Source organism: Nonomuraea roseoviolacea subsp. carminata, assembly GCF_024172185.1.
Classification (GTDB): Bacteria; Actinomycetota; Actinomycetes; order Streptosporangiales; family Streptosporangiaceae; genus Nonomuraea; species Nonomuraea roseoviolacea.
This window is the reverse complement of sequence record NZ_JAMZEC010000001.1, coordinates 1997002-2018020: the sequence shown is the minus strand read 5'-3', so window position 1 is coordinate 2018020 and position 21019 is coordinate 1997002. Positions and strand designations below refer to the sequence as shown.

Here is a 21019-nt window from a genome sequence, read left to right as displayed (position 1 = left end):
CCAGCGGAACCCGGAGGGTAGCGCCTACACCTGCCGCCTGCGCGTGGCGGCATCACAGTTCCGCCGTGTCACAACTTTGGGAACCCGGTGACGCCCTTCGGGAGACAGCACGGTGAAATACCTACTCGCGAAGGAGAGGCGTTGAGCGCTGAGACGGTCGAGATCGACGACGGAGAACTGATCCGTCGTTCGGCGCACGACCCAGAGCAGTTCGCGGCGCTGTTCGACCGCTACGCCCAGCAGATCCATCTGTACGCGGCTCGGCGGCTCGGCACGCAGGCCGCCGACGACATCGTGGCCGAGACGTTCCTGGCGGCCTTCCGCAGGCGCGGGACGTATGACACATCGTTCGCGCTGGCCAGGCCTTGGCTGTACGGAATCGCCACCACGTTGATCGCCAGACATCGGCGGCAGGAGGAACGGCTGCTGCGGGCGCTGAGTCGCACCGGGGTGGACCCTCTACCTGAGGCACTGGACGACACCGTGACACGCCGGGTGGCGGCGCAGGGCAGGGAGCGTGAGCTGGCGGGGGCGCTGGCGTCGCTGCCGCGTGGGCACCGGGACGTGCTGCTGCTGGTGGCCTGGGAGGACATGTCGTACGAGGAAGTGGCGCGGGCGCTGGACATCTCTGTGGGGACCGTGCGGTCACGGCTGCACCGGGCGCGGAAGAAGGCCAGGAACGTGCTGGGGGATGAGGAGCTGTAGTGAACGAGCTGAAGGAGTTTCGCCGGAACACCCCGGCGATGACGGACAACGCCGCGACTGCTGCCAAGGCGCGGCTGATGACAGCGATCCACGAACCGGAGGCCGCACGCAAGCCGGCCGCTTCCGGCGCGAGGAGGTTCGGCTGGCGGATCGTGGTGGCGGCGGCTCTGGCCCTGGTCGTCGGCGGGACCGTCGTGGCGCTCAGGGACGAGCCGGGCATGGCGCCGGTGGCCAGCGTGGCCGAGCTGGGCGAGCGCGCCGCCCATGCGGCCGAGAACGACCCCACGCCCGCCCCGGGCCCCGGACAATGGCTCTACACCAAGGAACTGCAGCTGACCGGGGTCGAAGGGGACGTCGACCGAGACCAGCGTGACACCTGGGAACGGTGGACAAGCGTGGACGGCAAGCGGTCGGCCTGGTACCAGGGCGGCAAGCTGATGTTCCAGGGCAGCGCGATTTTCAACCCGGCTGACCTGGCCAAACCGCCTGTCACCCCGCCGGGGGTGATCGCCAAGATCAAGGCGGCCATCCTCGACGAGGACCGCCGGGGGCCGCAGGAGCTCAACGGCCACGTCCCGCCGGAGATGCTTTTCATGGAGATCAACCAGCTCATCACCGAGCAGTGGCTCGCCCCCGAGGTGCGGGCCGCGCTCTACCGCGCGCTGCCCACGATCAAGGGCGTCACGGTGACCCATGATGTGCCCGTCGCCGACGGACGGCGAGGCGTCGCGTTCAGCATCACCGAGGCCGAGGCACGGAACTATCTCGTCCTGGACCCGCAGACCTTCCGGTATTTGGGCACCAACTCGACGCGGCTGAGGGATCGGACCTACAAGTGGGCCGATGGCAGTAAGGAGACCTTCAAGGCCGGCACGGTGGGCCTGACGGCGCAGCTGGAAGCCAAGATCGTGAACCAGCCCGGCCAACGCTCCTGATCGCAGCAGAATCAACCCCGACGACGATGACCAGGGCGGCGGTCCAACCGGCGCCCTGGTACACGGCACTGTCCGGTCCCAGCGCCGGGCACCACCCGGTAGATCGCCTCGCTGACCGTTGGATGACGTCGTCGCTGATCCGCGAGGAGATGCGCAGCGTCAGAACCTTCTCGGACTGGTCCAGCGCAGAGCCGACGATCCGTTGCATCCGCTGCTTGGACGGCGGCTCGATCTGGTCGTCCTTCAGATGGGCCAGCAGGGCCGTCCGCACCCGGTCGGCGTCGGTCCTGTGGGCCTTGCTGGTCCGCCCCTCCCACTCGTGCAACGCCAGATCGGAGGCCGGGACCTTTACCGCAGCGGCGACGTACTCGTGCGCCACGCCTCGATGACAGTGGATGATCAGTCGAGATCAGTTCGCGTGTTCTAGAGAAACTTGATGAAGCCCGTGTACATGCCCATCGCGCAGACGTAGCGCAGGGTTCCGCGGGGCTGGGGCGGCAGTCGGACGATCGCGGGCAGGGGCACGTCGCGGCCGTCGATGGTGACGGTACGGGTGCAGGCGCCGGGGTCGGCGAGCTTGAAGACGATCTCGACCGGGACGCCCGCCGGGGCGGTGACCAGCCCGGGGCGGTAGCCGTCGCGGGTCGCCCACACCGTCACCGGACCGGCGGCGGGCCTGTCCGCGCCGGTGACCGCCTCGGCCGGGGGAGTGCCGCCGGCGGGGAGCCAGCCGCCGAGGTTGAGTCCCGAGCCGGCCGTCCACAGCCCGGCGGCCAGGGCCATCACCCCGGCCAGGCGGGCCACGCGGGTGCGGGAGACGCGCCGCAGCACGTATCCCAGCAGCGCGAACGCGGGCGCGCTGCCCGCCACGAACCCCGCCATGACCGCAGCCCCGCCGAGCGCCGAGGCGCTGGTGACCGCGACCATCTCCACGCCGAGCGTCACGCCGCACGGGACGAGCACGGTGGCCGAGCCGAGCGAGCCGGCCAGGAGGAGCGGATGTCCCCGGGCGAGCCAGTCGCGTGCCCGCGCCAGCCGTTCCCGAATCCGGTCGTGCGGTTGCGGTGGGCCGTGCGGTGGCGTGTTGTGCGGGGTCGTGCGGGTCGTTCCGTCGGGTCTCGATGTGCCGCGGTGGGGGGTGCAGGCGTGGCGCGGGCCGCGCAGCAGCCGTACGGCGAACACGACGACGGCGCACCCCGCGGCCACGAGCAGGGCCGCGCGGACGGCCGGCGGCGGCTGCACGGCCGCGCCCAGCCATCCGAGCAGCGCGCCGAGCGCGGCGTGGGCCGCTAACCGGCCCAGCAGGAACCACCCGATGACGACCCGCGCCGCCACGACCGGCCCGCCTTGGCCCGCCCCCGAAGCGGCCAGTCTCCCTTCACCCGCCCCCGCAGCGGGCAGTCTCCCTTCACCCGCCCCCGCAGCGGGCAGTCTCCCTTCGCCCGCCCCCGAAGCGGCCGGGCCGCTCTCGCTCGCCCCCGAAGCAGCAGGTCCGTCCTCGTCTGCACCGCTCGGCCATGCCGTGCGCGTCTCGGGCGGATCAGGGCGCCGCCCCGGTAGGCGGCGGTCCGACAGGCCCACGAGGAGGCCGCCCTGGACCGCCGTGCAGGAGGCGGTGCCGGCGAGAAGGCCGGCGGCGAGTCCGGAGACGAGCAGAGCGGCCGCCTGCATCCTCGCCCTCCACTCCCGCGGGCGCCCTGACGGCGCTCTACCGGCAACCTAACGTGGTGTCCCGGATGCGGCCAGTGAGAGTTATGTCTCTCCCTGGTCGCCGGTGTTGGAGCCGCGGCGGCGGGGGAGGCGCACGGTGAGCAGCTTGGCGCGCGGCGCCACCCGCTCGGCCAGCGCGAACAGCGCCTCCGTGCGCGACCGGTCGGCGTCGAGGTGGGTGAAGAGGTTGACGCCCAGGTAGAACGTGATCGCCGCGTACGCGAGGTCGCGCGGCGGCAGCAGCTTGGCCAGCGGCGACCCGCCGATGACGCGGTCGAGGTTGCGCTCCACGAACGCGATCCACGGCTCCGACCGCGTCACGATCTCCTCGCGCAGCTCGGGCCGGGCGATGCTGGCCCCGACCAGCTCGGAGAACACCGTGATGTGGCCGCCCTCCAGGTCGGCCCGGTAGATCTCGGTGGCGACCGTGACCAGCTCCTCCAGCGTCCGGGCCCCGGCCACGGCGGCCTCGTAGGCGGCCATCCGCTGCTCGGAGGAGCGGTCGAGGGCCGCGAGCAGCAGCGGGTCGACCCCGCCGAAGTGGTAGAAGACCAGCGCCGAGTTCACGCCGGCGGCCTTGGCGATGGTGCGGGCGCTCGTGCCGGCGTAGCCCTCCGTGCGCAGCGTCTCGGCGGCGGCCTCGATGAGCCGCTCCCGGGTCTCCGCTCCTGCCTGCTTGGTCATCGATCTTCCCTCTTGCTGGTTCCGTGCTCCTCATCATACGGTTTAATCACTCGATTAAACCGATCGCTCAAGGAGTCTGCCATGTCCGCGGAGCCGGATCCCGTTCAACAACGCAGGTCACGGCGGGTGCTGGCCGGTGTGCTGGTGGCGCTGTTCGCCGCGTTGCTCGCCTACCGGGTGCTGCACGCGGGCCACCTGGAGGAGACGGCGGTGTTCTACGTGGGCATCCCGGCCGTCATCGCGATCATGGTGGCACTCGTCGCGCGGCCGAAGAGCGCGCTCGGCACGACCATGGCGGTGATCACCATCGGGCTGGCGCTCTCCGGGCCGCTGCTGGGGGAGGGGATCGTCTGCCTGGTCTTCGCGGCGCCGCTGTTCTACCTGGTGGGGCTCTTCGTGGGGCTGGGCATCGACTTCGCCCGCAAGAGGGGGCCGGGAGCCCACCTGGTGCTGGCGCCGTTGCTGGTCGCCCTGGTCAGCGAGGGCGCCACGGGGGCCACCTCGCTGCCCAGAGAGAACGTGGTCAGCGCCACCCGTCCCACCGGCGGCGCGGACGTGGCGGCCGCGCTGGCGGTCGCGCCGCGGTTCCCGCGCGTGGAGTCGGCGTTCCTGCGCCTCGGCTTCCCGCGACCGCTCGTGGCCGAGGGCGCGGGGCTCCAGGTGGGGGCGACCCGGCGGATCACCTTCACGCCGCGCCGCTCGCTCGGCATCGGCGCTCCCCTGGAGCCGCGCTCGATGACGCTGCGGGTCAAGGAGCGCGGGCCGGGCGTGGTGGTGTTCGACGTGGTGGCGGACACGACGCTGGCGCGGTGGCTGGACCTGGAGGAGGCCCGGTTCGCGTGGACGCGCTCGGACCTGACCGTGTCGCTGCGCTACCGGCGCACGTTCGACCCGGCCTGGTACTTCGGGCCGATCCAGCGGTACGGGCTGGGCGAGGCGGCCGGCTACCTGGCCGAGACGTTCGCACGACCCGGGACGAGCGCCGCACGTGCCGACATGACGTCCACGTCATGAGCGCGGCGCTGGTCAGGGCGGTGGCGCTGATGGGGCCGGTCCTCGCCGTGGCGGCCGTCGTCGCCGTGCGGCGGCCGGAGGAGCCGCGGATCGCCGCCGCCCTCCTCGCCACCGGCTGGAACGCGCTCGCGCTGAGCGGCGTCAACGCCCTCGCCCTCCACCTCGGCTGGTGGAGCTTCCACGCGGAGGGCGCCGTGGCGCTGGGCGTGCCGGTCGACCTGCTGCTCGGCTGGGCGGTGCTGTGGGGCGCGGTGCCGGCCCTCGCCGCGCCCGGCGCGCCTGTGCCGCTCACGGCCGCCGTGCTGGCCTGGCTGGACCTGGCGGTGATGCCGCTGGGGCGGCCGGTGCTGCTGCTCGGGCCCGACTGGCTGCGGGGCGAGTCGGTCGCGGTCGCCTGCGCGCTGGTGCCGGGCCTGCTGGTCGCCCGCTGGACGTGGACCGGCCGCCGGCTGCGGGCGCGGGCCGCGGCCCAGGTGGCGCTCGCGGCCGGGCTCGGGGTGGGGCTGCCGCTGCTGGTCACCGGGGCGTGGCGGCAGCCCGCCTGGGCGCTCGGCCTGCTGGCCCAGGCCATGGCGGTGCCGGGGCTGCTCGGGCTGGCCGCGGTGCGCGAGTTCGCGGTGTCCGGCGGGGGGACGCCGCTGCCGTACGACCCGCCGCGGCGGCTGGTGACCGGCGGGCCGTACGCGTACGTGCGCAACCCCATGCAGACCGCCATGACCGGCGGCTACCTGCTGCTGGGCACCCTCGACGTGGTCTTCCTCGGGGCGGCGGCCGTCGCGCTCGCGTACGGCGCGGGCCTGGCCGCCTGGCACGAGGGGGAGCAGCTCGCGGCCCGCCACGGCGCGCAGTGGGAGGCGTACCGGAAGGCGGTGCGGCCCTGGCTGCCCCGTCTCCGGCCGGTCACGCCGCCTCCGGCGGTGATCCACGTGGCCCGGACGTGCGGGCAGTGCGCCCCGGTCGGCCGCTGGCTCGCCGGCCGGAGCCCGGTGGCGCTGGAGGTGGCCGCCGCCGAGGACCACCCGCGCGGGCTGCGCCGGATCACCTACGAACGGGCCGACGGCGTCACGGCCGAGGGGGTGCGGGCGCTGGCCGCGGCGCTCACCCACGTCCACCTCGGCTGGGCGCTGGTCGGCTGGCTGGCCATGCTGCCGGGCGTCGCCTGGTTCGCCCAGCTCTGCGTGGACGCCCTGGGCGGCGGCCCCCGCACCCTCACTCCGGACGGCGCGCCTCGATGAGGAACCGGCTGGAGTGCGCCACGAACGGCCCCTCCGACTCGATGCGGTCGTGCAGGTCGCGCAGCCGCGCCCGGTGGCGCTCGACGGTGAAGCCGGGCACGATCCAGATCACCTTGCGCAGGAAGTAGACGACCGCGCCGACGTCGTGGAACTCCATCCGCAGCCGCTCGCCCCGCAGGTCCACCACGGTGAGCCCGGCCGCCTCGGCCTCGGCCCCGGCCGCCTCCGGGACGCGGGCGGAGCCGTCCAGCGGGCCGAGGAAGAACTCGGCCAGCTCGAACACGCTGCGCGGGCCCACCTTCTGCGACAGGTACGTGCCGCCGGGCCGCAGCACCCGGGCGATCTCCGCCCACCACGTCCGCACCGGATGCCGGCTGCACACCAGGTCGAAGACGCCGGAGCGGAACGGCAGGCGCGGCTCGTCGTCGTCGGCCACCAGCGCCGCGCCCCGCGCGCGCAGCCGGGCGGCGGCCACCGGGACGTTCGGCGGCCACGACTCGGTGGCCACGGTCACCGGCGCGAGCACCGGCAGCCCGGCCAGCACCTCACCGCCGCCCGTCTGGACGTCGAGGGCGGCCGAGGCCCCGGCCATGCGCTCGGCGAGCAGCCGCGCGTACCCCCAGGAGGGCCGCTCCTCGCCGGCGCGGCCGTCGAGCCAGGAGAAGTCCCAGCCCTCGACCGGCGCCGCCTCGGCCTCCGCCACCAGGTCCTCGAACGTCCGTCGCATACGGCCAGCCTTCCAACTCCCGGCCGCCCCCCTCAACCGGATTTGTCCCCGCCGGTCACACCCACCCAGGTCTGACCAGGCCGGACTCGTACGCGATGACGACGAGCTGGGCGCGGTCGCGGGCGCCGAGCTTCATCATGGCGCGGCTCACGTGGGTCTTGGCCGTGGCCGGCGACATGAACAGCTTGGCCGCGATCTCGTCGTTCGTCATGCCCGCCCCCACCAGCGTCAGCACCTCGCGCTCCCGCTCCGTGAGCTGGCGCAGCGCCCCGGTGGCCAGCGGCTCCTTGGCCCGCGAGGCGTACTCCGCGATGAGGCGGCGCGTCACGCTCGGCGAGAGCAGGGCCTCGCCGGCCGCCACCACGCGGACCGCCTGGATGAGCTCCGCCGGTTCGGTGTCCTTGACGAGGAAGCCGCTGGCGCCGCCGCGCAGCGCCTCGAAGACGTACTCGTCCAGCTCGAACGTCGTCAGGATGATGACGCGCGGCCCCTCCGGCATGCGGCGGGTCGCCGTCAGGCCGTCGGTGCCGGGCATGCGGATGTCCATGAGCACCACGTCGGGCAGGTGCTCGGCCGACAGCCGGACGGCCTCCGCGCCGTCGGCGGCCTCGGCCACCACGGTCATGTCGGGCTGGGCGTCCAGCAGCGCGCGGAAGCCGGCGCGCACCAGCGCCTGGTCGTCGGCCAGGAGCAGCCTGATCATCACGTGTCCTCGGGGGAGAGCGGGAGGGGAAGACGGGCGGAGACCTGGAAGCCGGCGCCCGACGGGCCGGCCACCAGGGTGCCGCCGAGGGCGGAGGCGCGCTCGCGCATGCCCGGGATGCCGTTGCCGGTGCCGTGCGCGGACAGCTCCGGCGGCGAGGTCGCGCCGGTGTCGGTGACCATGACGGCCAGCTCCCGCTCGCCGTACTCCAGCCGGACCGTCACCCGCGCGCCGGGCGCGTGCCGGGCGGCGTTGGTGAGCGACTCCTGCACGATCCGGTACGCGGCCCGCTCCACCTGCGGCGGCAGTGGCCGCGTGCCCTCGCGGCGCAGGGTGACGTCCAGGCCGGAGCGCTCGACCAGGTCGTCGAGCCGGTCGAGCCCGGCGGTGGGGAAGCGCGGCGCGCCCTCGCGCAGCACGTTGAGCACGGAGCGCATCTCGCCGAGCACCTCCTTGGAGGCGGTCTTGATGGTGGCCAGCGCGGTGCGGGCCTGGTCGGGGTTGTCGTCGATGAGGTGCAGCGCGGTCGCGGCCTGCACGTGGATGAGCGAGATGTTGTGCGCGAGCACGTCGTGCAGCTCTTGCGCCATGGTCAGCCGCTCCTCGCTGGCCTGCCGCCTGGCCTCCTCGTCGGCCGTGCGCTGCTGCTGGGCGCGGCGCTCGCGCGCGATCGCCCACAGCTCGGAGCCCACCATGACGAGCATGATGAACGCGGTGATCGCCAGGTCGTGGAAGAGCCCGGGCGTCCCCATGGTCCCGAAATGCCCGTAGGCGAGGAACACCACGAGCGTGACCCCGGCGAAGCTCCACGCCACCGCCCGCCGCCCGACCAGGACCAGGGTGATCAGCGTGATCGTCGGCGCGACGTAGACGGGGCCGAGCGGGTAGTTGAGCCACGTGTACGCGTACGTGGCCAGCAGCGCGACGGCCGCCGAGCCGACCGGGAACCTGCGGTGCACCACCAGCGCCGCCGGCCCCACCAGCAGCAGCGTGTAGGACAGCGCGTCCAGCGGCTTCCTGATGTGCAGCTGCCCGTACGCGGCTCCCTGCGACGCCACCACCTGGGCCACGGCGACAACGAGCCCGAGGACGGGGGCGTATCGGGACTTCTCTCGCACGTCCCCCACGCTAGGCCAACGGGACGGCCGGTCGCGTCCGTCCAGTGTCGGAGGGGGCCCTACCACGACGGGCGTACCTGGGCCATCGTGGAGGCCATGCGCCGTGTGATCGCTCCCGCAGCGGCAGTCCTCGTCACGCTGGCCACCGCCTCACTCGCGGTGGCCGCAGCCGCTCCCTCGTCCGGTCCTGTCCTCACCGAGCCCACCGCCGCCCGCAAGGTGCCCGTCGCCGAGGGGTACGGCGGCGCCGTGGCCACCGTCGACCACGACGCGAGCCGCGCCGCCCTCGCCGTGCTCCGGCAGGGCGGCAACGCCGTCGACGCCGCCGTGGCGGCCGGCGCCGTGCTGGGCGTCACCGAGCCGTACTCCGCCGGCCTGGCCGGAGGCGGCTTCATCGTCCTCTACGACGCCAGGCACCGCAGGGTCCACACCATCGACGGCCGCGAGACCGCCCCCAGAGCCATGACCTCCACGACGTTCGAGGGCATCCCGTTCGAGGAGGGCGTCACCAGCGGCCTGTCGGCGGGCGTGCCCGGCGCGGTCGCCCAGTGGGACCTGGCGCTGCGCCGGTTCGGCACGATCTCGCTCAAGCAGGCGCTCCAGCCGGCGATCGAGGTCGCGTCGCAGGGCTTCGTGGTCGACCAGACGTTCTTCGACCAGACCCAGGCGAACCTGGCCAGGTTCAAGGACATCACCTCCACCGCCGCCCTCTACCTGCCGAACGGCGCGCCGCCGCCCGTCGGCTCCGTCTTCAGGAACCCGCAACTCGCCGACACCTACCGCGAGCTGGGCAGACGAGGCCCCGGCTGGCTGTACGGCGGGCAGCTCGGCAAGGAGATCGTCGCCACCGTCAAGCAGCCGCCCGTCGCCCCGGGCGCCACCCGCAAGGTCCGCCCCGGCCTGATGGAGCTGTCCGACCTGCGCGCCTACCGGGCGCTGACCCGTGAGCCGACGCGCGTCGACTTCAAGGGCCTGCGCGTGTACGGCATGGCGCCCCCGTCCTCCGGCGGCTCGACCGTGGGGGAGGCGCTCAACATCGTCGAGGCGCTGCCGCAGACCGGCCTGCACGAGTACCTGGAGGCGTCCCGGCTGGCCTTCGCCGACCGCAACGCGTACGTCGGCGACATCCCCGGCGTGCCGTTGAAGGAGCTGCTGTCCGACGGCTTCGCCAAGGAACGCGCCTGTCTCGTCGGCCCGCTCGCGATGACCGAGCCGGCCAGGCCCGGCGAGCCGGACGGCGACTACCGCGGCTGCGCCGCCCCGGGCGGCTCGGCCACGCCGACCGCCGCCGAGGGGCCGGAGACCACGCACCTGGTCGTGGCCGACCGCTGGGGCAACGTCGTCGCCTACAACCTGACGATCGAGTCCACCGGCGGCAACGGGATCGTCGTGCCGGGCCGCGGCGTGCTGCTCAACAACGAGCTGACCGACTTCACCTTCGGCCCCGCCCCGGGCGATCCCAACCTGCCGGGCCCGGGCAAGCGCCCGCGCTCGTCCATGGCGCCCACGATCGTCTTCCAGGACGGCCGGCCGGTGCTGGCGGTCGGCTCGCCCGGCGGCGCGACGATCATCACGACGGTGCTGCAGATCCTGCTCAACCGGTACGTGTGGGGCATGGATCTGCCGGAGGCCGTGGCGGCTCCGCGCGCCTCGCAGCGCAACGCCACGCAGACCCAGGCCGAGCCGGCCTTCCTGGAGGAGCACCGGGCCGAGCTGGAGGCGCGCCGGCACAGCTTCGCGAGCGTGGCGGAGATCGGCGCGGCGACGGCGCTGGAGTTCACCGGTCCGGGCCGGGTCCGGGCGGTGGCCGAGCCGGTCCGGCGGGGCGGCGGCAGCGCCCTGGTGGTCAAGCCGGCCGGTGACTAGCGGATCAGCTCGTACGCGCGGGGGTTCGCCTTCAGGGTGCGCGCCCAGTACTCGAAGCTGAACCCCGGCCACATCGTCCGGTTGACGCCGTGCTCGTCGAGGTACCAGGAGCGGCAGCCGCCCGCGTTCCACACGAGCGGGTCGAGCCTGGCCAGCAGCCGGCGGTTGAAGGCGCGCTGCCGCTCCGGCCGCACGTCCAGGGCCCGCGCGCCGGTCCTGGACAGCAGCCGCAGGCAGTCGAGCACGTACCGGACCTGCGACTCGATCATGAACACGATCGAGTTGTGCCCGAGCCCCGTGTTGGGGCCGAGCAGGAAGAACAGGTTGGGGAAGCCGGCGGTGGTGATGCCGTAGTACGCCTCGATGCCCTCCCGCCAGGCGTCCTGGAGCTCGACGCCGTCCCGGCCGACGATCCGCTGCTCGCGCAGGGCGTCGGTGACGCGGAAGCCGGTGCCGTAGACGATGACGTGGGCCTCGTGCTCGCGGCCGGTGGCGTCCACGACGGCGCGCGGCCGGATCCCGGCGGCGGGAGAGGCGACCAGCTCGACATTCGGCCGGGTGAGCGCCGGGTAGTAGTCGCTGGAGACGAGCACCCGCTTGCAGCCGATCGTGTAGTCGGGGGTGAGCCGGTCGCGCAGCTCCGGGTCGGGCACCTGGGCCCTGAGGTGGGCGCGGGCGGCCCGCTCGTGCGCGGCCATCAGGCGCGGGTGGACGGTGAAGCCGAGGGCGCGCGCCTCCAGCAGCCAGTACAGGACGTCGCGCAGCGTCCTGGCGGCGCCCGGCAGCCGCAGCGCCCTCCTGGCCAGGGGCGGCAGCGCGAGGTCCGGCCGGGGGCGGATCCACGGGGGAGTGCGCTGGAAGACGGTCAGCCGCGCCACGCGCGGGGCGATGCGCGGGACGAACTGGACGGCGGACGCGCCGGTGCCGATCACCGCGACGCGCCTGCCGGTCAGGTCCACCCCGTGGTCCCAGCGCGAGGAGTGGAACGCCGGTCCCGCGAACGTCCGCGCGCCGGGGAGGTCGGGGATCGACGGGACGCGCAGGGCGCCGACGGCCGAGACGACGGCGCGCGGGCGCAGCACCTCGCCGTCCGCGGTGGTCACCTCCCAGCCCCCGCGGCGCTCGTCGTACTCCAGGGACACGACGCGGGCGCCGTACCGGATGTGCGGGGTGACGCCGTGCCGGTCGGCGCAGCGGCGCAGGTACGCCCAGATGTCGGGCTGGCGGGAGAACAGGCGGGGCCAGCCGGGTTCGAGGGCGGACGAGTAGGAGTACAGGTGCGACGGCACGTCGCAGGCGCAGCCGGGGTAGGTGTTGTCGCGCCAGGTGCCGCCGAGGTCGCCGGCCTGCTCCAGGACGACGAAGTCGCGGTAGCCGGCCCGCCTGAGCCCCATCCCCATGCCGATGCCGGAGAAACCGGCGCCGATGATCACGATTCCGGGCCCGGCCATGGCACCCCCTCCCGGACGGCCTCCTCCTTCGCAGTGAAACACACGACACCGACTGGTCGGTATGGCATGGGCCGGACGAAGTTCTCGCGGGCGCGCGAAAAGCGCCGATGGCCGTCGTCGTCGACGGGCCGTCGGCGCCGTGCGGGAGGCCGCGGGTCGGCGCAGGACAGGGCCCGGCGCGCCGGCGCGGGACAGGGCCTAGCGCAGGACGAGGAAGGCGGCGATGCCGATGACGAGGATGGCCGCGACCACCGCGATGATCGGGACGAGGGGGGACTTCTTGGGCGCGGCGGCGGCCTCCTGGTCGGAGCGCTGCGCGAAGGCGCGGAACTGCTGCGTGGTGCCCGCCGGGTCGATGGGCTGCTGGTGCTGCTCAGACATGGGCAGCAGCCTAGCGGGATCACCTGTGGCATTTTGCGCCTTTTTCGCGATCGGCTGCCCCCGATCGGCGGGCGGGCTGGGTGCGGGACCGGTCCTGTCGCCGGATAGCGTTGAAGCATGCTGAGGACCGTGCTCTCGCCCCGCATGCTGGGGCTCCACCTGCTGACGGTGGTGGTCCTCGTGGCGTTCATCCTGCTCGGCCGCTGGCAGCTCGGGGTGTTCCAGGAGTCCGGCAGGCCGCGCGCGGCGGCCGATCCCGCGCCCGTCGCCGTCACCGCGCTCGCCCCGGTGGGCGCGCAGATGGACGGCAGGTCGGTCGGGCGGCGCGTCACCGCGAGCGGCGTCTACGACGCCTCCCGCCAGCTCCTCGTCATCGACCGGCAGCCCGACGTGGACGCGCCCGGCGGCAAGGCCGACCGCGACCGGGGCTTCTGGGTGCTCACCCCGCTCCGCCTCGGCGACGGCACGCTGCTCCCCGTCGTGCGCGGCTGGACCGCCACGGCCGACGCCGCCGGGCTGGCCGTCCCGTCCGGCGAGGTCACCGTCTCGGGCCGGCTGCGGCCGCAGCAGGGCACCGACAGCGTGCAGCGCCGGCCCGAGGAGCTGCCGCCGGGGCAGGTGCAGACGGTGTCCACCGGCCAGCTCGTCAACCTGTGGAACGGCGGCAGGATCCGTGACGGCTACCTCGTCGCCCAGCCGCCGTCGGGCGCGCTGACGCAGGTCAAGGTCGCTCCGCCGGTCGTCGGCGGCACGTTCACCTGGCGCAACCTCGCCTACGCCGCCAACTGGTGGATCTTCGCCGGGTTCGCCGTGTTCATGTGGTTCCACTTCGTCCGCGACGCCGTGCGCACGGGCCGGGAACACCCCAAGCAGTCCCCTGAGATCGTTCTGGAAGGTTGAAACGGTGGAATCGGCTCTGAAGCCCTTCCGGGTGCTCGCCTACTGCGTCGGCGTGATGCTGCTCGTGCTGTGCACGGCCATGGTGCTGAGGTACGGCTTCGGCATCGAGGGCATCTCGAAGTTCGTGGCGCCCGTCCACGGCTTCCTCTACATGGTCTACCTGGTGGCGGTCATGAACCTGGGCATGAAGGCCCGGTGGAGCTGGCCGTACATGCTGGGGATCATGCTGGGCGGCACGGTGCCGTTCCTGTCGTTCTTCGTGGAGCGGCGCGTCACCCAGCGGGTGCACGCCCAGATGGCGGCGGCGGGGGCCTGAGCCCCCGCCACGCGGATCCGTTCAGTGGCCGATGCCGCGCCTGCGGGCGCGCTTGAGCCGCTCCCGCTGCGACGGGTCGAGCATCAGGTAGCCGACCACCGGTGCGGCCACGACGCCGAGGACGACCAGCAACGTGAGCCACCCGGGCAGGAAGATCAGCGAAAGCAGGACGGCGGCGCCGGCGCCGACGGCGTACTTCTGGACTGGCGACATCCTCAACACCCTCCGAACGCGGAGCGCGCGCCCCGCCTCTTCCACATTCTGCGTCGCCGGTCCAACGAGTGGGGGCGCGCCGGGGTTCCGATTCGCGATGTATCTCAAAATCCGGGCTCGCCGGAGCGGTCCAGGGCCAGCCGCCCGAGCGTCCCGGAGACCAGCTCGACCGGCGGCGGCCCGGCCGGGTCGAGCATCGCGCGGATCAGCGACCGCAGCGGGTCGGCGCCCGGCGCCGGCGACGCGCCCGGCGGCCGGCCCTCGACCGCGAAGTGCAGCGTGGCCGCCAGCGACCACAGGTCGGCCGAGGGACGCAGCTCCGGCTGCGGCAGCCCGAACCCCGTCAGCAGCGCCCGGCCCGTCGGCGTGAGCAGCACGTTGCCCGGATCGACCCGGCCGTGCACGATCCCCAGGGCGTGCGCCGCCGACAGCGCCTCCAGCACGCACACCCCGGCCCTGGCGGCCTGCGTCGCGGGCAGCGGGCCGCGTAACCCCACGGTGCGCTCCAGCGACGCCCCCGAGACGAACTCCATGACCACCCAGACGGCGCCGTCCTCGGTCACGACGTCGGCGACCGGCACGAGGGAGCGGTGGCGCAGGGCGGCGAGGCGGCGCGCGTCATCGGCGGCCCGCTCCAGCAGCCCCGCCGGCGGGCGCAGCTCCCGGACGACGACGTCGCGGTGCGCCGGCTCGTCGAAGGCCAGCCGGACGGCGCCCCCACCGAGGGGGTTCAGCAGCCGGTAGCGCCCCGCGAGCTTCGTGGTCTTGCCCATGCCGTGATCTCCCCCATCCAGGTGGACGATAGCTTCCCGGCGGCGGCCCCGGCCATCATCCCGGCGACCCGGGCATGAACACTTCCCGGCGGCCGGTCGTTCTGCACCGGATGTGCACGATTCAGTGAGTGCCGTCTGCACCCGGCACTCCTAGGCTTTCGTCCGTGGCAGAGCGGCGACGGGTCCTCCTGGTCGAGGACGACGAGACGATCGCGCGGGCGGTCCGCGACCGGCTGGCGGCCGAGGGCTTCGAGGTGCGCGTGGCGGGGGACGGCGAGACGGCGCTGGCCGAGTACGGCCGGGCCGAGCCCGACCTGGTCATCCTCGACCGGCTGCTGCCGGGGCTCGACGGGCTGGAGGTGTGCCGCCGGATGCAGGCGGCCCGCCCCGTGCCGGTGCTCATGCTGACCGCGCTCGGCGAGGAGACCGACGTGCTGGTCGGGCTGGGCGTGGGGGCCGACGACTACCTCACCAAGCCGTTCAGCATGCGCGAGCTGGTGGCCCGGATCCACGCGCTGCTGCGCCGGGTCGAGAGAGCCGGCCAGCTCGCGGCCGAGGACACGGTCATCCGCGTCGGCGAGGTCGAGATCGACACGGCGGCGCGCCGGGTGTTCGTGCGCGGCACCGAGGCGCAGCTCACCAGGACCGAGTTCGACCTGCTCCGCCGCCTGGCCGAGCGGCCGGGGCAGGTCTTCGAGCGCGACCGGCTGCTGTCGGACGTGTGGGGCTTCTCCGAGGCCGCCGCCACCCGGACCGTGGACAGCCACGTGCGGGCGCTGCGCCGCAAGCTCGGCTCCGACGTGGTGCGCACCGTCCACGGCGTCGGGTACGCGCTGGTGCGCCGATGAGGCCGCTCGACTTCCTCGGCCGGATCAAGGTCAAGCTCGGCATCGTCATCGTGCTGGCCGTCGGCACCGCGTTCGTGGTGAACGAGGTCGGCATCAACTCCGGCCTGTCGCGCGAGCTGCGCATCGCCGTGGCCGTGGCGCTCGCGCTCATCATGGTGCAGGTGCTGGCCATGGGCATGACCAGGCCGCTGCGCGAGATGGCCCGCGCCGCCCAGACCGTCGCCAAGGGCCGCTACGACCTGCGCGTGCGCGCGACCTCCCGCGACGAGGTGGGCGAGCTGGCCAGGGCCTTCAACGCCATGGCGGCCGACCTCGGCGAGGTGGACCGCCAGCGCCGCGAGCTGGTCGCCAACGTCAGCCACGAGCTGCGCACCCCCATCACCGCCCTGCGCGCCGTCCTGGAGAACGTCGTGGACGGCGTCTCGGCGGCCGACCCGGGCACCATGAGCACCGCGCTGGCGCAGACCGAGCGGCTCGGGCGGCTCGTGGCCCAGCTCCTCGACCTGTCGCGGCTGGACTCCGGCGCCCGCCACATCGAGGCCGAGCCGGTCGAGCTCGCGCCGCTGCTGGAGCAGGCCGTGCGGGAGGCGGAGCTGGCCCGCGAGGACGTCCGGATCGTCGCGCGGGCCCCCGCCGGGCTCGTGGTGCGCGCCGACCCCGACCTGCTGGCCCAGGTGCTGGCCAACCTCCTCGACAACGCCGTACGGCACAGCCCCAGCGGCGGCGTGGTGACCGTCGCGGGGACCGCCGAGGGGAACGGGGCGCGGCTCACGGTCGCGGACCAGGGGCCGGGCATCCCCGCGTCGGCCCGGTCGCGGGTGTTCGAGCGGTTCTCGCGCCTGGACGCGGCGCGCGCCGCCGACGCCGGGGGCGCGGGACTGGGGCTGGCGATCGTCAAGGAGATCGTCGAGCTGCACGGGGGCGGCATCCGCATCGGGGACGGCGCGGGATGCCGCATGATCATCGACCTGCCAGGGAGGACAGCTATGGGGGACAGACGGGGCGGCGCCGCGCCGCCGCCGGACCGGGAGGAGCGCCCGGTCGTGAGGGAGGCGGTCTCAGGGGGTACGGGCCCGGCCTCCGCGCGCCCGGGCCCGGTGGAGGAGGCGGGCGTCGAGCCGGTGTTCCAGGGGGGTCCGGCGTCCGAGAGGGCGGTGCCGGTCGCGGGGGCCGGGACCGGCGCGCCGGAGCCCGTCCACGCCGGACCTGCTTCGGGAGCCGGACCTGCTTCGGGAGAGGCGCCGAGGAGCCGGGGGGTCGGCCCGGCCACGGGCCCCGCCGGGCTCGGCCCGGCCGCGGGACCCGTCAGGGTCGGCCCGGCCGCGGCACCCGCGCCCATGTACGCGGCCGGGCCCGTACCCGGGCCGGGGGACGTGCTGCTCCGGCTGATCGTGGGCACCGGCCTCGGCCTGGTCGCCGGGTTCGCGGTCGGAGTCGTCGCGGCGGTGTTCGTCAGCTTCGCCCTGGGGGGCGGGTTCGGCCTGATCGCCCTGGTGCTGTGCACGCTGCTGGCCGGGGCGCTGGGCGCGATCAAGGGCGCGACCCCGCGCCACGCGCCCCCCCGGCCCGCCGGGCCCGGCCAGGGAGGCGGCCAGGCGCCGCCGCCCGTCTACGTGCCCCCGCCCCTCTTCCCCCGCCCGGAGCTCCCGGCGACGCCGCGCTGGCTGCTGCCCGCCGCCGTGGGGGCGGGCGTGTTCGGCGCGGTCGCCCTGCCCGGCGTCCAGGCCGGTCTCGGCGTGGTGCTGGTGGCGCTGGTGCTCGGCGCGGCGGCCCTGCCCGCGGTGCTGCGCCGCCTGACGCCGTGGACGTGCGCGTACGCGCTCGTCGCGTACGTCCTGATCTCCATGGCGGCCGTGCGGGACGCCGACTGGCTGGTCGGCGTGCTGATCGTGGCGGGCGCCGCGCTGGCGGCGCTCGCCGTGTCCGGGGCGGGGCTCGGCTGGATCGGCGCGATGAGGGGCGCGCTGTCGGTGCTGCTGGCGCTGCCCCCCGTGCCGTGGTTCCTGGCCGAGCCGCTGAAGAAGCTCACCGCCCGGCGGCGGATCCTGCCGGTGCTGGCCGGGCTCGGCCTCACGGTCGTGCTGGTGGCGGTCTTCGGGGTGCTGTTCGCCTCGGCCGACCGCGTGTTCGCCACGTACGTGCGGCGGCTGACCGCCACCCCCGACTGGGCCGAGACGCTGCCGCTGCGCGTCTTCGTGTTCGCGGTCGTGGCCGTGCTGCTGGCCGCCGTGGTGCTGGTGGCGCTGCGGCCCGTCAACGACCCGGCCGGGCCCGAGACCAAGCTGAGCGTGAGCCGCAGCGTGTGGCTGCTGCCGCTGACGGCCGTGAACCTGCTGTTCGCCGCGTTCGTCGCCGTGCAGATCACCGCGCTGTTCGGCGGGGACGCGTGGGTGCTGAGGACGGCCGGGCTCACCTACGCGGAGTACGCCAGGGAGGGGTTCTTCCAGCTCGTCGTGGTCAGCGTGTTCGTGCTCGGCATCGTCGCGGTGGCCGCCGGGGTGCTGCGCGTGGGGCGGCGCGAGCGCTGGCTGCTGGCCGGGCAGCTCGGGGTGCTGTGCGCGCTGACCCTCGTGGTGCTCGCCTCCGCCCTGCACCGGCTCGCCCTCTACACCGACGCGTACGGTCTGTCGCGGCTGCGGCTGTCGGTGCAGGCGACGCTGTGGTGGCTGGCCGCGGTGTTCGCGCTGGTGCTGCTGGCCGGGGCGGTACGGCTGGCGGGGCGCGGCGCCGCCTGGCTGCCGCGTACGGTCGTGCTGGTCACCGGAGTGGCCCTGGTCGGCTTCGCCGTCGTCAACCCGGACCTGCGCGTGGCGCAGACGCAGGTGGCGGTGCGCGGGGTCGCCAAGATGGACTCCGACTACCTGGGCGACCTGGGAGCCGAGGCGGTGCCGGCGCTCGACCGGCTGCCCGAGCCGCAGCGCAGCTGCGTGCTGGCGGACGTGGTGGCGGCCAACGACCTCGGCGACCCGGACCCGTGGAACGGCTGGAACCTCGCCCGCGCCCAGGCCCGCGCCGTCCTCGCCGAGCACCCGATCCGCCCGGACGCCTCCTGCCCGCGCGCCTCCTCCCGCACGCTCGACTGAGGACTGTCCCAGCCCTGGGCCACGGTACGCATTCCTGTTCGCGCAGGTGGGCCGCCTCTCGGGTGTCCCAGGGTGTCCCACGGACGATGCGCGCGGCCGCGCCCGGTGGTCGTATGAGTCCCGCACCGCCAACCCGATGAGAAAGGTAGTGACGGGACATGAACCAGCACATCGAGCGGCAGGCCACGAGGCGCGGGCTCAGGTTCACGCTCAACGGCGCACTGTGGACACTTCAGGTGCTGTTCGGCTTCTTCTTCGCCGGCAGCGGCTTCGGCAAGGTGCTGCTGTACGACGACGCCCTGTACGCGGCGGCGCCCCGGGCCGTGGCCTGGTACGCCGCGGTGCCGCAGCCCCTGATCGTCTTCATCGGGGTCGTCGAGGTGCTCGGCGGCATCGGCCTGGTCCTGCCGGCGATGACGGGCGTCAGGCCGAAGCTGACACCGCTCGCCGCCGCCGGCCTGACGCTGACGATGATCCTCGCGGCCGGTTTCCACGTCGTGCGCGGCGAGTACGACCTGGTCCCCGCGACTGTCGTGCTGGGAGGCGTCTCGGCGTTCGTCGCGGTGGGACGGTGGAAGCTGCGGCCCGTCGCACCCGGGGCCGTCACCACCGCACACGTGGTCAGGTCGGTCGCGGTCCTCGGCGCACTGGCGCTGCTGGTCTTCGCACCGACGTGGTACACGATGACCAACGTCCACTTCTGAGGCTCCTTGAAAGCCCGCACCACCCGCCGGGAAGTCGGCCGAGCGGAGGGAGGGGAGATCGGGTTTAATCCTTGGGTGGCATTCGATGTGATCATCACCGGCGGCCGGGTGCTCGACGGCACCGGCGCCCCGCCGTACCGGGCCGACGTGGCCGTGACCGGCGACAAGGTCGCGGCCGTGGGGCGGCTGGACGGCGCCGACGCCGCCGCCGTGATCGACGCGACCGGCCGGCTCGTCTCGCCCGGGTTCGTCGACTGCCACGCCCACGGCGACGCCGTCGTCCTCGACCCGGCCGTGCAGCTCGCGGCGCTGCGGCAGGGCGTGACCACGTTCGTGCTCGGCCAGGACGGCGTCTCGTACGCCCCCGGCTCCGCCGACGCCGTCGCCTACGCCGCCCGCTACTTCGCCGCCGTCAACGGCCCCCTGCCCGGCGTCCTCGGGGACGGCCCGCTGAGCGTGGACCGGCTGCTCGGCGCCTACGACCGGGCCACCGCGCTCAACACCGCGTACCTGCTGCCCCACGGCACCATCCGCTACGACGTCATGGGCGCCGCGCCGCAGGCCCCGTCGCGGGAGGAACTGGCCGCGATGCTCGGCCGCGTCGAGCGCGGCCTGGCGGAGGGCGCCGTGGGCCTGTCCACCGGCCTCGAATACCTGCCCGGCCGGTACGCCGCCGCGGAGGAGCTGGCCGCGCTGTGCGCGCCGCTCGGCGGCCTGCCGTACGTCACCCACATGCGCGCCTACGGCACCCGGGCCGGGGTCGGCATGTCCGAGGTGAACGAGATCGCACGGCGCTCCGGCGCGGCCGTCCACGTCTCCCACCTGCACGGGCCCGCCGACGTCCTGCTGCCGCTCGTCGAGGAGGCGCTGGCCGCGGGCGTCGACCTGACCTTCGACACCTACCCGTACCTGCGCGGCAGCACGATGCTCGCCATGGTGGTGCTGCCGCCCGACGCGCCCGCCGCCGACCCCGCCCGGACCCTGGAGATGCTCGTCTCCGGCGAGCTCGACGCCTGGTGGCCCGAGCTGGCGCAGACCTGGCCGCGGCTGACCGTCTCGCACGCGCCCGGCATGGAATGGGCCGAAGGGCTCGGCATGGTCGAGGCGGCCCGGCGGGAGGGCGTGGAGCCGGCCGAGTTCTGCCGCCGGATGCTCGTCGAGAGCCGGCTGGAGGCCGGCTGCGTGCTGGCCCGGCCGGACGAGGGGCCCGAGGGCGAGGAGTCGGTCCGGCGGATGCTGCGCCACCCCGCCCAGACCGGCGGCTCCGACGGCATCTACGTGGGCGGCCATCCGCATCCGCGCGGGTTCGGGGCCTTCGCCCGGTTCCTCGGCACGCACGTGCGCGAGCTCGGCGACTGGACCTGGGAACAGGCCGCGGTCCACCTGGCCGCGCATCCGGCGCGCCGCTTCGGGCTGGCCGACCGGGGGCTGCTGCGGGCCGGCTTCGCGGCGGACGTGGTGGTGCTCGACCCCGCCACGGTGGCCGACCGCGCCACCTACGACGCGCCCCGTACGCTCGCGACAGGGGTGGACGACGTGCTGGTGTCCGGCGTGCCGGTGCTGGCGGGCGGCGAGCCGACCGGGGCCACGCCCGGCCGGGCCCTGCGCTCGCGCTGACACCCACCCTGACGAGCCTGAGCAACCGGAAAGAGG

General features: G+C 74.3%; 20 protein-coding genes. 11 read left to right on the top strand and 9 right to left on the bottom strand.

All coding sequences use genetic code 11. The features are described from left to right. Positions 1-141: 141 nt before the first annotated feature. Together HD595_RS09140 and HD595_RS09135 are read left to right on the top strand one after the other, a co-directional pair. Entirely contained in the window at positions 142-705 is a 564-nt protein-coding gene (locus HD595_RS09140; RefSeq protein ID WP_055501907.1) for an RNA polymerase sigma factor, read from the top strand. Continuing rightward, positions 705-1640 (top strand): CU044_5270 family protein, encoded by a 936-nt coding sequence (locus HD595_RS09135; RefSeq protein WP_253767513.1) that lies wholly within the window; start codon positions 705-707, stop codon positions 1638-1640. Before HD595_RS09140 ends, HD595_RS09135 begins: the two co-directional genes overlap by 1 nt. Positions 1641-2063: 423 nt before the next feature. On the opposite strand, the gene HD595_RS09130 is transcribed toward HD595_RS09135, so the two are convergent. Together HD595_RS09130 and HD595_RS09125 are read right to left on the bottom strand one after the other, a co-directional pair. Then, positions 2064-2975, bottom strand: coding sequence for a sulfite exporter TauE/SafE family protein (locus HD595_RS09130; RefSeq protein WP_253767511.1), 912 nt, complete (start codon positions 2973-2975; stop codon positions 2064-2066). 417 nt (positions 2976-3392) lie between these two features. Next, positions 3393-4034: a TetR/AcrR family transcriptional regulator gene (locus tag HD595_RS09125; RefSeq protein ID WP_253767509.1), complete on the bottom strand. Its 642-nt coding sequence runs from the start codon at positions 4032-4034 to the stop codon at positions 3393-3395. Positions 4035-4115: 81 nt separating this feature from the next. Here HD595_RS09125 and HD595_RS09120 point away from each other — a divergent pair, with 81 nt between their 5' ends. Beyond that, entirely contained in the window at positions 4116-5048 is a 933-nt protein-coding gene (locus HD595_RS09120; protein ID WP_253767507.1) for a hypothetical protein, read from the top strand. Then, positions 5045-6283 carry a methyltransferase family protein gene (locus tag HD595_RS09115; RefSeq protein ID WP_253767505.1) on the top strand — a complete coding sequence of 413 codons (1239 nt, stop codon included), beginning with the start codon at positions 5045-5047 and terminating at the stop codon, positions 6281-6283. Before HD595_RS09120 ends, HD595_RS09115 begins: the two co-directional genes overlap by 4 nt. Here HD595_RS09115 and HD595_RS09110 read toward each other — a convergent pair. Genes HD595_RS09110 through HD595_RS46670 form a run of 3 tightly spaced genes read right to left on the bottom strand, consistent with a single transcriptional unit; the run spans position 6258 to position 8831 of the window. Next, on the bottom strand, positions 6258-7010 hold the full coding sequence (locus HD595_RS09110; RefSeq protein ID WP_253767503.1) for a methyltransferase domain-containing protein: 753 nt from the start codon (positions 7008-7010) through the stop codon (positions 6258-6260). The two genes, HD595_RS09115 and HD595_RS09110, sit on opposite strands and share 26 nt — an antisense overlap. A 55-nt stretch (positions 7011-7065) precedes the next feature. Then, a complete protein-coding gene (locus HD595_RS09105) occupies positions 7066-7713 on the bottom strand; it encodes a response regulator (protein WP_253767501.1) in 648 nt (215 codons plus the stop codon). Continuing rightward, on the bottom strand, positions 7713-8831 hold the full coding sequence (locus tag HD595_RS46670) for a sensor histidine kinase (protein WP_253767499.1): 1119 nt from the start codon (positions 8829-8831) through the stop codon (positions 7713-7715). Before HD595_RS46670 ends, HD595_RS09105 begins: the two co-directional genes overlap by 1 nt. A gap of 96 nt (positions 8832-8927) precedes the next feature. Between HD595_RS46670 and HD595_RS09095 the strand changes: the two genes are divergently transcribed. Beyond that, positions 8928-10697, top strand: coding sequence for a gamma-glutamyltransferase family protein (locus tag HD595_RS09095; protein WP_253767497.1), 1770 nt, complete (start codon positions 8928-8930; stop codon positions 10695-10697). Here the strand turns inward: HD595_RS09095 and HD595_RS09090 are convergent. Next, positions 10694-12148 (bottom strand): flavin-containing monooxygenase, encoded by a 1455-nt coding sequence (locus HD595_RS09090; protein ID WP_253767495.1) that lies wholly within the window; start codon positions 12146-12148, stop codon positions 10694-10696. The two genes, HD595_RS09095 and HD595_RS09090, sit on opposite strands and share 4 nt — an antisense overlap. Before the next feature lie 198 nt (positions 12149-12346). Then, positions 12347-12529, bottom strand: coding sequence for a hypothetical protein (locus HD595_RS09085; protein ID WP_253767493.1), 183 nt, complete (start codon positions 12527-12529; stop codon positions 12347-12349). Positions 12530-12646: 117 nt separating this feature from the next. Between HD595_RS09085 and HD595_RS09080 the strand changes: the two genes are divergently transcribed. Both HD595_RS09080 and HD595_RS09075 read left to right on the top strand, forming a co-directional pair. Then, positions 12647-13429, top strand: coding sequence for an SURF1 family protein (locus tag HD595_RS09080; protein WP_253767491.1), 783 nt, complete (start codon positions 12647-12649; stop codon positions 13427-13429). Positions 13430-13433: 4 nt separating this feature from the next. Then, a complete protein-coding gene (locus HD595_RS09075) occupies positions 13434-13745 on the top strand; it encodes a DUF3817 domain-containing protein (RefSeq protein ID WP_253767489.1) in 312 nt (103 codons plus the stop codon). Between the two features lie 21 nt (positions 13746-13766). On the opposite strand, the gene HD595_RS09070 is transcribed toward HD595_RS09075, so the two are convergent. Together HD595_RS09070 and HD595_RS09065 are read right to left on the bottom strand one after the other, a co-directional pair. Beyond that, entirely contained in the window at positions 13767-13958 is a 192-nt protein-coding gene (locus HD595_RS09070; RefSeq protein WP_175587475.1) for a hypothetical protein, read from the bottom strand. Positions 13959-14062: 104 nt separating this feature from the next. Further along, the gene (locus HD595_RS09065) at positions 14063-14731 is read right to left on the bottom strand and encodes a protein kinase domain-containing protein (protein ID WP_253767487.1); all 669 of its coding nucleotides are present in this window, start codon (positions 14729-14731) and stop codon (positions 14063-14065) included. Between the two features lie 164 nt (positions 14732-14895). Between HD595_RS09065 and HD595_RS09060 the strand changes: the two genes are divergently transcribed. From HD595_RS09060 to HD595_RS09045, 4 genes are all read left to right on the top strand, one after another. Beyond that, a complete protein-coding gene (locus tag HD595_RS09060) occupies positions 14896-15579 on the top strand; it encodes a response regulator transcription factor (protein ID WP_253767485.1) in 684 nt (227 codons plus the stop codon). After that, positions 15576-18662: a DUF4153 domain-containing protein gene (locus HD595_RS09055; RefSeq protein ID WP_253767483.1), complete on the top strand. Its 3087-nt coding sequence runs from the start codon at positions 15576-15578 to the stop codon at positions 18660-18662. The genes HD595_RS09060 and HD595_RS09055 overlap by 4 nt, the downstream gene beginning before the upstream one ends. Positions 18663-18820: 158 nt before the next feature. Beyond that, positions 18821-19366: a DoxX family protein gene (locus tag HD595_RS09050; RefSeq protein ID WP_253767481.1), complete on the top strand. Its 546-nt coding sequence runs from the start codon at positions 18821-18823 to the stop codon at positions 19364-19366. A 75-nt stretch (positions 19367-19441) separates the two neighbouring features. Next, positions 19442-20983 (top strand): N-acyl-D-amino-acid deacylase family protein, encoded by a 1542-nt coding sequence (locus HD595_RS09045; RefSeq protein ID WP_253767479.1) that lies wholly within the window; start codon positions 19442-19444, stop codon positions 20981-20983. Positions 20984-21019 lie beyond the last annotated feature (36 nt).

Excerpts from the sequence above, each read along its gene's own strand:
- HD595_RS09080 (WP_253767491.1), top strand. The coding sequence starts at position 12,647 with ATGCTGAGGACCGTGCTCTCGCCCCGCATGCTGGGGCTCCACCTGCTG.
- HD595_RS09055 (WP_253767483.1), top strand. The coding sequence starts at position 15,576 with ATGAGGCCGCTCGACTTCCTCGGCCGGATCAAGGTCAAGCTCGGCATC.
- HD595_RS09065 (WP_253767487.1), bottom strand. The coding sequence starts at position 14,731 with ATGGGCAAGACCACGAAGCTCGCGGGGCGCTACCGGCTGCTGAACCCC.
- HD595_RS09050 (WP_253767481.1), top strand. The coding sequence starts at position 18,821 with ATGAACCAGCACATCGAGCGGCAGGCCACGAGGCGCGGGCTCAGGTTC.
- HD595_RS09110 (WP_253767503.1), bottom strand. The coding sequence starts at position 7,010 with ATGCGACGGACGTTCGAGGACCTGGTGGCGGAGGCCGAGGCGGCGCCG.
- HD595_RS09125 (WP_253767509.1), bottom strand. The coding sequence starts at position 4,034 with ATGACCAAGCAGGCAGGAGCGGAGACCCGGGAGCGGCTCATCGAGGCC.
- HD595_RS09105 (WP_253767501.1), bottom strand. The coding sequence starts at position 7,713 with ATGATCAGGCTGCTCCTGGCCGACGACCAGGCGCTGGTGCGCGCCGGC.
- HD595_RS09115 (WP_253767505.1), top strand. The coding sequence starts at position 5,045 with ATGAGCGCGGCGCTGGTCAGGGCGGTGGCGCTGATGGGGCCGGTCCTC.
- HD595_RS09120 (WP_253767507.1), top strand. The coding sequence starts at position 4,116 with ATGTCCGCGGAGCCGGATCCCGTTCAACAACGCAGGTCACGGCGGGTG.
- HD595_RS09070 (WP_175587475.1), bottom strand. The coding sequence starts at position 13,958 with ATGTCGCCAGTCCAGAAGTACGCCGTCGGCGCCGGCGCCGCCGTCCTG.
- HD595_RS09085 (WP_253767493.1), bottom strand. The coding sequence starts at position 12,529 with ATGTCTGAGCAGCACCAGCAGCCCATCGACCCGGCGGGCACCACGCAG.
- HD595_RS09090 (WP_253767495.1), bottom strand. The coding sequence starts at position 12,148 with ATGGCCGGGCCCGGAATCGTGATCATCGGCGCCGGTTTCTCCGGCATC.
- HD595_RS09095 (WP_253767497.1), top strand. The coding sequence starts at position 8,928 with ATGCGCCGTGTGATCGCTCCCGCAGCGGCAGTCCTCGTCACGCTGGCC.